7 protein-coding genes are annotated in these 12,597 nt (G+C 35.7%); 3 read left to right on the forward strand and 4 right to left on the reverse strand.

The annotated features are described in order from the left end of the window. Positions 1–117 precede the first annotated feature (117 nt). From FHL05_RS11650 to FHL05_RS11665, 4 genes are all read right to left on the reverse strand, one after another. The gene (locus FHL05_RS11650; RefSeq protein ID WP_153522774.1) at positions 118–660 is read right to left on the reverse strand and encodes an Ig-like domain-containing protein; all 543 of its coding nucleotides are present in this window, start codon (positions 658–660) and stop codon (positions 118–120) included. Positions 661–1,092: 432 nt separating this feature from the next. Next, entirely contained in the window at positions 1,093–3,483 is a 2,391-nt protein-coding gene (locus tag FHL05_RS11655; RefSeq protein ID WP_153386020.1) for a SpaA isopeptide-forming pilin-related protein, read from the reverse strand. A 460-nt stretch (positions 3,484–3,943) separates the two neighbouring features. Then, entirely contained in the window at positions 3,944–6,391 is a 2,448-nt protein-coding gene (locus FHL05_RS11660; RefSeq protein WP_153522780.1) for a SpaA isopeptide-forming pilin-related protein, read from the reverse strand. 294 nt (positions 6,392–6,685) lie between these two features. After that, positions 6,686–9,247 (reverse strand): YhgE/Pip domain-containing protein, encoded by a 2,562-nt coding sequence (locus FHL05_RS11665; RefSeq protein WP_153522776.1) that lies wholly within the window; start codon positions 9,245–9,247, stop codon positions 6,686–6,688. Between the two features lie 149 nt (positions 9,248–9,396). On the opposite strand from FHL05_RS11665, the gene FHL05_RS11670 reads away from it, so the two are divergent. The 3 genes from FHL05_RS11670 (at position 9,397) to FHL05_RS11680 (ending at position 12,434) form a co-directional block, all read left to right on the forward strand. Further along, complete coding sequence (locus FHL05_RS11670) at positions 9,397–9,987, forward strand: TetR/AcrR family transcriptional regulator (protein WP_153386014.1); 591 nt, start codon at positions 9,397–9,399, stop codon at positions 9,985–9,987. Between the two features lie 126 nt (positions 9,988–10,113). Continuing rightward, complete coding sequence (gene rpoN, locus FHL05_RS11675; protein WP_153522778.1) at positions 10,114–11,394, forward strand: RNA polymerase factor sigma-54; 1,281 nt, start codon at positions 10,114–10,116, stop codon at positions 11,392–11,394. A gap of 110 nt (positions 11,395–11,504) precedes the next feature. Beyond that, entirely contained in the window at positions 11,505–12,434 is a 930-nt protein-coding gene (locus FHL05_RS11680) for an AEC family transporter (protein ID WP_153386010.1), read from the forward strand. Positions 12,435–12,597 lie beyond the last annotated feature (163 nt).

The raw sequence follows: 12,597 nt of genomic DNA on the forward strand, positions 1-12,597 counted from the left end.
GGTACAACCGTAAAAGAATTCACAGTGCTTTAAGCTATATGACCCCTAAGCAATTCGAAGAAACCAACGGCTTCAGTTTGTTAAATTAAGAATAGAGTTCGTGTCCGAGGATTTGACTTAAGTCCAAGAAGTACCTTTAGTAAGTATGGAAAGAGTTCCAAGACGACTAGTATTGGCAGTTGAAAAAGCATCATTGAAAGTTATAGTACCATTCGATGCATCACTCTTAATAGTAGCATTACCGACAACAACTCCTTGAGAGTTATAAATTGGTAATGATGAATCCTCGTAAGCGACTAAACTATTAGGTAGTTTAAAATTTGCTGTATCTCCACTTTTAACTTGAATACCATCAGGAATACTCCAGTTGTAATTGACATGGTAATTTAGCCAAAAATAAAGGTTATCAGATGGTTTAACAGATTTTCCATTGAGATCAGTAATTGTACCATCGTTAACAGTGAGTCCAGTTACGGGAATTACTGAACTAACATTGGTTGTAGCTGTATCATCAGTTCCCCCAGGAGGACTGGTTGTGGCGGTAGAGGCTGATGAAGAAACTGTTTCAGCTAAAACTGGATGATTAGGAATAAAAAGTAATAGAAAAGTTAAAAAGAAAGTCAAAATGGTTATTAAAAGAAATGATCTTTTCATTTTCATAATTTTTATCTCCTTTATTGATAGAGGATGAGTTGCCCCAACATCACCCTTTTTATAATATTTATTGAAATGCTTGATTTTAAAAATAAATATATGAAACCCATGAAACAAAAACTTCGAAAATTAATCTGTAAACGAATCAACATCTTAATTTCGATTAAAGTATATTGTCTAGGTAATTGTAAGTAAATATAATAGACCATTTATTATTCATATGTGTACCATTAGTATTCTTAATGTATACCAATATAAATAAAGCAAATAAAATTTTTTCAAATTAAAAGGTATAATATCTAAATATTTGAGAAATTTTTATTTTTATTATAGTTAGAAACCATTTCTTATTATGGATACGATAGATAATTTGACCTTTATTTAAAATAAATTACAAAAAAACTGGTCAGTCTAATTAGATTGATCAGCTTTTATTATCTAAATTTCATGTTTTACTCTCTTTTTGATAATTATTGTTATTCCTAATACCAAACCAATGACCATTAAGATCCAACCACTCTTATTACCAGTTTGTGGGAATTTACCTTTGCCATAATCCGATGATGTTTCAGGTACTGGTGTTGTATTATCGCTATTATTATTTGGTGACAATATTTCATCAGGATTTGGTGCTGGATTTATCGCATTAGGATTTTCCGGAGCAGTTACATTTGGAACACTTGCTTCAGGTTCATTAGGGTTTTCTGGATTAATAATTGGAGTTTCTGGTTTACTTGGATTTGTTATATTAGGATTTTCCGGCTTAACAATTGGAGCTTCTGGTTTACTTGGATTTGTTACACCAGGTTTTTCAGGTTTAACGTTTGGAGAATTTGGCTTGCTTGGTTTTGCAGGGGGATTTGTTACACCAGGTTTTTCAGGCTTAACAATTGGAGCATCTGGATTACCGGGATTATTTGGTTTTACAGGAGGATTGGTTGTGCCAGGATTATTTGGTTGTTGTGGATTGCTAGGATTTTCCGGCGGTGTAGTTGTGCCAGGTGAAGATGGAGTCTTTTCATCTTTAGCTTCCAAAGTGTTAGTCAAATCCTTAGTAACAGTGAAACTAATGGGTTCTTTGTTAAGTTCATAACCATTTGGAGATGTGACTTCAATGAAAGAGTAATTTCCAGCTTCAAGGTCAGAAATTTCAATTTGGCCATTTTTGTCAGTTGTCAAACCGCTTTCGATGATTTTGCCATTGCTATCAACCAAATTGTAGATAGCGCCAGGTAGTGCTGCATTGGTAGTAGCGTCGACTTTTGTCAAAACAACTTCACCAGAATTTGAAATAGTAGTTTTGTCGATGTTGAATTTTTCCAAAACGACTGGAGTTATTTGATTTGATACAACAGTAAAATTGGTTGGAGTAGCATTCAATTCATATCCGGCTGCCGGTTTAGTTTCTATAAATGTGTATTGGCCTACAGCTAAGTCGTCGACAGCAATTTCGCCATTGCCATCTGTAACCAAGTTTTCTTTGATAACTTTTCCAGTACTATCTAACAGATTAAAGGTTGCACCAGCAATTGTTGCTTGGCTATCAGGATCAAGCTTTGTCAAAATGACTCCACCGGGATCAGGGGTATCTTTTTGATTAAAGTTTAAATCAATACTGCCGTTTAAAGGTAAAACAATATTGATTGGTGTTTGGTTGAGTTCATATCCATCAGGAGCCTTAACTTCAGTTAAAGTATAATTTCCATAAGGGAGATTTTGGATGACCAATTTGCCATCGGAATCAGTTGTGGCATTAGAAATAATTACTTTGCCTTTACTATCTTTTAATTCATATTCAGCACCGCTTAAACCATTGCCACTATTAGTGTCGGTTTTTTGTAGGGTCACGGTACCAACCTTTTGCTCGCCAGTACCGGTTGCAGAACCACCCCATGAAACTGATCCACTAACATTAAATGTGCCCTCGTTTGAAGTCATGGTAGCGTTATTGGTCCAAGTATTAGTATCGTTAGCATTAGGGGTTACTGAGACACGATAGTAAATATCAACGGCTGTTGTGACATTTCCAGGAAAAGTAATTGTTACGGTATTTCCTGAAGTTGTAACAGTTGGATTCAGCTCCTGTCCATTGCTGACAAATCCGTTTGAATTATATGAACCAGCAATTGCGGTTAGAGAACCAGGAATATATTCTTGACCATTGGCTAATGTATCAGTGATAACAACACTGTTTAAATTGTGTTCATTAGGATTAAAGGCAATATTCCAAGTCAATTGGTTAGGGATGCCGGTAGAACTATAACTTGCAATCCAGCCTAATTTGTTAAACATCCAATTTTCGCCTTGGGTGCCATTACCTGGATTGGTTCCTTTACCAATCAAAGATAAGGTTCCTTTTCGATTAGCGTTAATGTCTGAAATGGCATCATTGAAAGTAATAGTACCAAAAGATTCACCATTTTTAATGTCAACAGTACCGATTTCAACGCCACTGCCATTATAAACGGGAAATGATGTATCGCCGGCAGCAACTATACCTTCAGGTAATGTAAATTCTGCTGTATCGCCAGCGTTGATTGAAACATCATCAGCAATACTCCAATTATATTTGACGTTGAAATTCAGCCAAGTATAAAGATTATCTGAAGATTGAACAGCGTTGCCATTCATATCAGTAACCTGAGCTTCATTGCCGTTCAGGCCATTGATTTCAAGAATTGATTTTGAAGTGTCTGCAGGAGCAACAGTTGTCGAAGCGGGTGGAGAAGTGGTTGCAGCATAAACAGAATTGTTAGGCATAACTAGGAACAAGAAAGTTAGAAAGAAAGTCAGAAAAGTTATGAGAAGAAGTGATTTTTTCATTTTCATAAATTCTTATCTCCTTTCTTAAAAAAGGGGGCTAACGGGGATTTTTTTGGTTTAAATAGATCTCTGGATTTTGTTTCATAATACTAAAGCAAGAAATAAATTTAAGGTTAAGCTTGTTTCAGTTAGCCCGCTTTTGTACTAATTGGAACAATCAATATAGAAAATCAATTTGAACTACGAATGGATTTCCTAATTGCAATTAAATTATATGACAAAAATGAGTAAGTGAATATAATATACCATTAATTGTTAATGACTATACCAATAGTATTTATAAGTGTATACCAATTACGGAAATGCAAGGAAAAAGGCCTTCAAATCGATAGACAAATGGTTAATTTGGTTAGAAAAGATTGCATAAAAAAGCTGGTCGGTCGATTGGGGCTGATCAGTTTTTTGATAAGAGATTGTAGAATTGAGTTACACAAGAGACGATGAGTTATGTTAACTGTCTCAAGTATCATTCTCTTTTCTTTTGAATGATGATTCCAATCGCTAAGATCAAACCAATTACCATCAAAATCCAACCACTCTTATTGCCAGTTTGTGGGAATTTACCTTTGCCATAATCTGAAGATGATGCAGGTATTGCTGATGCACTGTTACCAGTGTTATTTGGTGATAATGCTTCATCGAGACTTGGTGCTGGATTTATTGCATTTGAGTTTTCAGGTACTGCAATATTTGGCTTTGTAATAGGATTTGTTTCGCCAGGTATTACTGATTCTTCAGGATTAAAGACTGGAGCTTCTGGTTTACTTGGAATTGTTGCACTAGGTTTGCCAGGTTTCTCAGGGTTAGTGCTTGGAGAATTTGGTTTTACAGAAGGATTACTTGTGTCAGGGTTATTAGGTTTTGAAGGTTTATTTGGAAGACTTGGTTCACTTGGAGTTGTTGTACCAGGTTTGTTAGGTTGTCCAGGTGTACCAGGATTTGGTGTAACTACGCCAGGGCTATTTGGTTGTTCAGGAGCACCAGGATTTGGTGTAACTGTACCAGGATTGCTTGGTTGTCCAGGATTACTTGGATTTTCAGGTGTTTCTGGTGCGGATGGCACTTTGTCATCAGAAGCATTTAAGCTATTGCTCAAGCCTTTGACAACTGTGAAACTGATAGGTGTTGCATTAAGTTGATAGCCACTAGGAGCTGTAACTTCAACAAAGGAGTATTCACCAGCTTCAAGGTTAGGAACTGTAATCTGACCTTTTTCATCAGTTGTTAGATTGCTTTCGATTATCTTTCCGTTGGCATCTAATAAGTTGTAAATAGCTCCAGCAAGAGGTGTGTTAGCGGAAGAATCAACTTTTGTCAAAACTACGTCGCCAGTATTAGAAACAGTAGCTTCAGCAACGTCGAATTTTTCTACATTGACAGGAGTTGTTTGACCAGCAACAATAGAAAACTCGATTGGTGATGTGTTCAAGATATATCCAGAAGCTGGTTCTGTTTCAACAAATGAATATTCGCCAGGGTCTAAGTTGTCGACGTCAAATTCGCCAGATGTATCTGTAACCAATCCTTCTTTGATAACTTTTCCAGTGCTATCTAATAAATTGAAAGTTGCACCAGAAATTGTGTCCTTAGTGTCAGGATCAACTTTTTTAAGAACAACTGCTCCTGTCTTTGAAACATCAGGTTGTGAATAAGATTTTTCAACAGGACTATTTTCAGAACCGGATATTGTAAAGTTGATTGGAGTAGAGTTTAGTTGATAACCATCTGGAGCTTTAACTTCTGTAAATGTATAGTCTCCGTCAGGGAGGTCATAAATTTCTAATTCGCCGTCTTCGTCAGTTTCAGCATTGGAAATAAGAACTTTCCCAGTGCTATCAGTCAATTCAAATTCGGCACCTGGAAGTGCAACTCCAGAAGAAGCATCAACTTTAGTTAATGTAACGAGGCTACCACTAGCGTCACCACCGCCGCCGCCACTGCTACCTTGATACCAAGAAACAGAAGCGTCAATAGTATTAGTGCCTTCATTAGATGTCATAGTGGCTGAATTTGTCCGAATGTTAGTAATTTTATCAAATGGAGAGGGAAGTGAAACACGATAAAAGATATCGACAGCTGTCGTAACGTTACCGGGGAAGGAAATTGTTATTTGATTTCCAGAAGTTGTGACAGTTGGGGTTAGGGCTTGTCCATTATTGACAAATCCGCTTGGACCATATGAACCGGCGATTGCAGTTAAGGAACCAGGAATATATTGTTGATTGGGGCCTAGAGTATCAGTGATGACAACGTTGTTTAAATTGTGCTCATTGGGATTAAAAGCGACATTCCAGGTTATTTGGTTAGGAAATTTATAAGCGCCATACCCAGATATCCAACCATTTTTATTGAGCATCCAATTTTCACTATCAGAAGTGCTGTCTGACACAGTACCTTTTGTAGCTAAAGATAGAGTTCCAGTGCGACTGGCACTTGTATCAGCTAGCGCATCGTTGAAAGTTATCGAGCCATTTGCTTCACCATTTTTGATGACGGCTGTACCAACTTCAACGCTGCTGGAGTTGTAGACTGGAAACGATAAGTCTTCAGAAGCAACTAAACCATCAGGAAGTTCAAAACTAGCTGTATCTCCAGCCTTAACTACGACTCCATTGGGGATACTCCAGTTATAGCTGACATTGTAATTTGATGAGGTGGGGAAATTACCAGGTGCTTGAACAGTATTGCCATTAGAATCTGTAATTTTCGCATCACCAGCACTTAAACCAGCTAAGGAAAGAACTGATTCATTTCCGTTGTCAGATAAGGTCCCAGGAGGACTAGCTGTGTCGGTGGAAGCCGATGTTGAAATAGACGAAGCTGCTAAGACAGAGCGACTAGGAATAAATAAGAACAAGAAGGCTAAAAAGAAAGTCAAAATTGTTATTAGAAGAAGAGATCTTTTCATTTTCATTATTATTATCTCCTTTATACAAGGGATGAGTTAAATGATTCATCCTTTTCAAAAATACAAACTAAAATCTTAAATCAAAAATATAGAAATTCAATTCCGATAAATTAAATTGATTTTCTAATTTCGGTTAGAGTATATGGCCTTAAAAACGGTAAGTAAATATATTAGACCATTTATTATTTAATACTGTACTAATGGTATTTATCATGTATACCAATGTGCAAACAAAGTAAACAAAAAAGGCCTTCAAATCAGTAGACGAAATATCTAAAAATTTGAAGGCTCTTTGCTTGCTTAAACGAGTGAATGTTCTGCTGACTCTTTAGTAAAATCAATTTCATTGAGATGAGATTTTCTTTTAACGAAGAAGAGAATACTCAAAATTGAAAAAATAATTGTAATGCTTATCAATATCAAAATTTCAGATTTAGCTGAATCTCCAATCATGAGAGTTTGACGAAGACCGTTGACAGAATAAGTCATTGGTAGATAAGGATGGATTGAATTAAAGAAGTCATTTGATAGCTGAATTGGATAAGTTCCAGCTGAACCACCTAATTGAAGAACTAAGAGAATCATACTTAAGAATGCTCCAACTTTTCCTAAAACTAGGTTGAGCCAGTGAACAATTGACATAAAGGCAGCTCCAGTACAAAAAATCATCGCAAAAGTTTCAAATGGTTTAACAGGGGCTAAGCCATTAATAGCTATCAATAATAATAAAGCAGCAATACTTTCGCCTAGAACGAAGATGCCAGTGACACTATTTTTGCTTAACCACCAAGAAAAACCAGTGTGAGGGAATTTTCGAGGAGTGTAGCTATCAAAGATTAAATTAAATGCTAAAGCACCAACGAAGAGTGAAACAGATAACATATAAGGAGCCATACCAGTTCCGTTATTTGGAGCTGTGTCACGCTCTGTTTGTTTAGTTGTCGTGGGTTTTGCTAATTGAGCATAAGTTAGTTTAGTTGCCTTGATATCTGATTTTTTGGCGCCATCAACTAATTTAGCAGTTAATTGTTTGCTACCGTCTGTGACCTGATCGATTCCTGAACCCATTTGAGATGAACCAGAACTCAAAGTTTGAGCACCAGAGGCGATCTGGTCGGCACCACTAGTTAATTGAGCTGAACCAGATGATAATTCTTGGCCCTTAGAGTTAAGCTGCGAGACACCGGAATTTAGTGTGTCGGCACCATTAGCCAGTTGATTGACACCAGAAGTTAAACTGGGCATCTGTGAATCCATCGAGTCGATACCGCCTGTCAAAGTATTCAGACCAGCTGTCAGAGTGTTGCTATTATTTGCCAGTTGATTGGAACCAGAACTCAATTGGTTAGTTCCTGAAGCAAGCTTTTTCGAACTAGTATTGACGGTACTGATACCGGAGTTTAGTTGGCTCATGCCAGAGGTTGCGTTACCTAGCTGTGTCGTCAGCTCTTGTGAACCATTGGCTAATTGGGAAATCGCCGTCGACAATTCGTCTTGCGAAGCTGTCAAAGGTTGAGTTAAAGCGTTTATTTGTGTTGAAACATTTGCTTGGGTTTGGAAAAGATTGTTCAAATCAGTACTTAAGGATTGGGTCAACTGACTGAGATTTTCACCGTTAGAATTATTGACCGTGTCCATGATGGCAGCTTTTTGAGCTGCAGTTAAACCTTGTTCGTCAGCAACTTGTGAGACCTTGGAACTTAAATCTGAGTTGTTCTGATTAGAAACGGCCTGTTGAAGTTTGGTCAAATCATTTTTGATAGTTGTTGCTTGTTGACTATTATCATTAGCTAATTGATTTTTTAAACTGTCGATGGATGAATTGAGTTGCGTATTGCTGCCGTTTAGACCAGAGCTAACTTTTTGAAGATTGCTGGTTAATTCTTGACTAGCCGAGTGAATCTGATTCAGACCAGAATTCAGTGTATTAGAACTATTAGCGAGTTGATCAGTACCATTGCTTAACTTGCTGCTACCAGAATTTAAAGTTTGAATTGAAGAGTTCAGTGTTGCCACACCTGAAGTGTAGCTCTGCAAACCAGAATTCAAAGCTTGACCTCCAGATGTTAATTGGTCAACGCCAGATGATAAGGTACGTGATTTGTTATTAAGTTTTTGTAAACCATTATCCAAGGTGTTAGAACCACTTGCTAATTGATTGACACCTTGTAAGTATTGGTCAATACCTTGATTTAAAGTACTTGTACCGTTAGAAAATGTTAATGAACTAGCAGATAAAGTATTTAATCCTTGAGTGATTTGCTTATTAGCATCAAAAACTTTTTGATTACCATTAGCTAGCTTTTGACTACCTTTAGCTGCATTATCCATACCAGTTGAAACTTGCTTGATTGATGCAAACATAGTTTTAGCGTAGGTTTTAGTGACTTGATCAGAAACAGAAGCAGCGGCTTCTTTTGCAGATGAAGCAGTCATTTTAGAAGCTGTGAAATTATGACCAGCACTGGTCTCGTAATTAAGAACCATTTTTTGAGGTTTCTTGTTTAATAAGGTAGTGGCATTTTGGGAGAAGTTTTTTGGGATAGTGATAGTCATATAATATTTACCATCACTGAGTCCTTTTTTAGCTTTAGCTTTAGAAGAAACAAGTTGAAAATCCATTGCATTCGATTTCTTTAGACTTTTGGCTAAGTCATGACCAACTTTTAACTTGGTACCTTGATAATTGGTATCTTTATCATTATTAACGACTGCCACAGGGAGGTCTTTTAGTTCTCCATATGGATCCCACATTGATTTTAAAAATGTTACCGAATAAATCGACGGGATGAAGATCATTACTATAAAAGAAATCAACAGTAACTTGTGCTTTATAAGATACTTCCATTCTTGTTTAATCATTGCTTTACCTCTTAGTGAAATATGTTATAGTTGCTTTGAAAAATAATACTCAACTGTGGATTAAATGATAAACGATTATTATTTAAATTCCACAACATAAATACACAAAGTGTGTAATAACTTGAAATTATTTGAAAAGGAATAAAAAAATGAAAAAAGTTGATCGTCGAGTTCAAAAAACTAATCAAGCATTACAACTGGCATTTCAAAAGATGACTAGAACAACTAGTTATCGGGACATTACGGTTAAGTCTTTGACGCAAATGGCCCAAATTAATCGCAAGACGTTTTATCTACACTATGATTCAATCGATGATTTTTCTAACACGTTTGTCAACGATATCGCCGATAAATTATTGAAATTAATTACGGAAGAGCCTTTAGCTGATAAGTTGTTAGAACCAGGGTATATTTTTAATAAAATTTTTGACTTCTTTCAAGAATCACGAGAATTTTATGCTTTCATGATGACTTCAGTAGATTACAGCTTTTTAGCACGTAAAGTGGAAGTTAAACTTGCTCAAGGATTTTCAGCTGCTTTATATGAAACTTTTGATATTTCAAAGGTAGATGCTTATATTTGCGCTAATTTCTTGGTCAGAAATACATTGATGCTCTTTCGGCTTTATAATGGCGGGCAAGTTAAGCTTAGTAAGGCAGAATTTCGTGATAAATTGGCGCGTTTAAATTCTAGCGGCTTGAGTTCCTTTATTGATGCCACTCGTAATGTTAGAAAATAATTTTTATTTAGGTTAAATACAAATCGTCAAAAAAGCGCTATCATTATATTAGTTGTTAGATTGAAAACTTTTTCACATCAATGAAATTATGCTCTGAATAACTAAAAGATGAAGGGAGTGAATTGAATGGAGCTAAAACAAAATTTGAATCAGAAACAAGTTCAGGGATTGACCTTAACGCAAGGGATGCGTCAGTCAATTTTGATTTTGCAATCAGATGCGATTGATTTAGCTGATTATTTAAATGAACAAAGTCTGAGTAATCCCTTATTCGATGTCCATGTGAACTTGGATATGCCTTTTGTCGATAGTGGAAATAATACGTCGTATCAAATCAAAGATGAACAGCAATCACTCTTTGAATATTTGCTTGATCAAGTTCAATTGACAATGCGTAAGACGCCACTACGTGATTTAGTAGTTTATTTAATTGAACAATTGGATCCTAATGGCTATTTGACTGTGACTGATGATGAAATATATCAAGAAGTCGACGATATAACGCCAATTATGCTGTTGGATGCTAAAACACTTTTGCATCAACTCGATCCTCCTGGGATTGGGGCAAAAAACTTACAAGAATGTCTCTATTTACAAGCTGAAGCAGATAATTCCAATAAAGCTGTTATGTCAATGTTGAGCGATAATTTTGAATTATTCGTCAAACATGAAGGGAAACAACTAAGACATGCTCTACATCTTTCAAACGCTGAATTGCAAAAAGATGTTGATTTTATCCAGACGCTTTCAGCTAATCCAGGTCAACGTTATACTTCTGAAGATGAACAATATGTTGTTCCGGAATTGCAAGTTAGAAAAAATCACGACAAATTAACTTTATCAGTCACCAAGTATGGTCAGCCGCAATTGATTTTTGCCGAGGAGACTTATGATAAGTTGGAGAAGTCGACTGATGACGATGTCAAACGGTATATTCACAATAAACTACATCAATACAAGACTTTGGAATATAATTTGCAGCGTCGTATTGAAACTATCTCAATTATTGGTCGATGTATCGTTAAAGCTCAGTATCAATTCTTTATGCAAAACACGAAAGCTCTCGAGCCATTATTGATACGTGATGTCGCACAGAAATTGCAACTGAGCGAATCAACTGTAAGTAGAACTATCAATGGAAAATATATTCAAACTGATTTTGGGATTTATGAATTAAAAGATTTCTTCTCTCGCCGTAGTAAAGTTACTGTCGGTACGGAAAAATCTGTTGATCAAGTCAAAGTTAAAATTAAAAGTATTTTGGAAAATGAAAATCGTCATAAACCTTTAAGCGACCAAAAAATTTCTAATATGCTGGTCAATGATGGTTTGAAGATTGCAAGAAGAACTGTTGCTAAATATCGTGAACAATTAGGATTTCCTGCCACTAGTCGGCGGAGAATTTAACGAGTAATCAAAAATGTCATATTTTGTTAAATATGGCTTTTTTTTGTATCTTCTTTTCCTTTTGGCATAAAAAATTTGTATAATATATTAACTAAAGGGGAATAGATGATATGAATATTGGACAACTGATCAATCAAATAGTTCTAATGTTTTGCCTAATGTTAATTGGGATTTTAATCAATAAATTAAAATTTATGCATTCGCAGACATCTAGCGATTTAACGAATGTTTTATTGTACATTGTGTCGCCGTGCTTAATTATCAACGCTTTTGAGCAACCTTATTCTGGAGATAGGATTCACCAGTTTCTTTTAGCCGCAGCCAGTGTGATAGTTTTATATGTTTTAGAAATTATTATTGCTAAATTAGTTTTTGGACGGTTGAATGATAAAAATTTGAGTCGGATTACGCAATACGGGAGTATTTATTCCAATGCAGGATTCATGGGTATTCCCTTGATCAGTTCTTTATTTGGGTCTCAGGGAGTATTCTTTGCGGTCGTTTCTTTAGCTGCATTCAATATTTTTAGCTGGACTCAAGGCGTGTCCTTGTTTAAAAATGAAGAAGTATCAGTTGAAAAAAATAATTGGTGGGAAATTTTGTTGAATCCTAATATTATTGCAATTATTGTTGGAGCGATTTTATTTGTTTTTTCTATCAAAATTCCAGATATTCCTAATCAAGTAGTTAAATATGTTGGTTCTGTCAACACGCCGTTGTCAATGATTGTTATTGGTAATAGTTTAGCTAATATCAAATTTACTAAGGACATGTTGAATAAAGAAATTGGGCTGACGATAGTCTTGCGTAATTTGTTATTCCCAATTATCGGGATATTCATTTTGAAATTAATGGGTGTAACTGGCATTGCTTTTTATACAACGATTGTTATGTCAGCTTGTCCAGCCGCAGGTTTAGTAGTATTGTTCACTTTGCAAGCAAAAGGGGATGCAGCACCGGCAATTTCTTTGATGAGCTTGTCTACTATTTTAAGTTTGATTACTATTCCTTTAGTATTTGGAATCGGTGGATTGATTTGATATTTTGAATTTAGATAGTAAAAACCCTTAACCGACTTTTTTGGGCTGTACGATAAATAAAGTTGATAGGTATTTTGCCATCAACTTTATTTTTGTATACCATTTATTAGTAATAACCATTTAAGAACACCAAAAAAGGACACCATTCATGCCCTTTAGATGT

Origin of the sequence: Companilactobacillus halodurans, from assembly GCF_009600995.1 — a bacterium.
Taxonomy (GTDB): domain Bacteria; phylum Bacillota; class Bacilli; order Lactobacillales; family Lactobacillaceae; genus Companilactobacillus; species Companilactobacillus halodurans.

Coding starts and splice junctions, on each gene's coding strand:
- FHL05_RS11670 (WP_153386014.1), top strand. CDS start 9,397: ATGAAAAAAGTTGATCGTCGAGTTCAAAAAACTAATCAAGCATTACAA.
- FHL05_RS11655 (WP_153386020.1), bottom strand. CDS start 3,483: ATGAAAATGAAAAAATCACTTCTTCTCATAACTTTTCTGACTTTCTTT.
- rpoN (WP_153522778.1), top strand. CDS start 10,114: ATGGAGCTAAAACAAAATTTGAATCAGAAACAAGTTCAGGGATTGACC.
- FHL05_RS11660 (WP_153522780.1), bottom strand. CDS start 6,391: ATGAAAATGAAAAGATCTCTTCTTCTAATAACAATTTTGACTTTCTTT.
- FHL05_RS11665 (WP_153522776.1), bottom strand. CDS start 9,247: ATGATTAAACAAGAATGGAAGTATCTTATAAAGCACAAGTTACTGTTG.
- FHL05_RS11650 (WP_153522774.1), bottom strand. CDS start 660: ATGAAAATGAAAAGATCATTTCTTTTAATAACCATTTTGACTTTCTTT.
- FHL05_RS11680 (WP_153386010.1), top strand. CDS start 11,505: ATGAATATTGGACAACTGATCAATCAAATAGTTCTAATGTTTTGCCTA.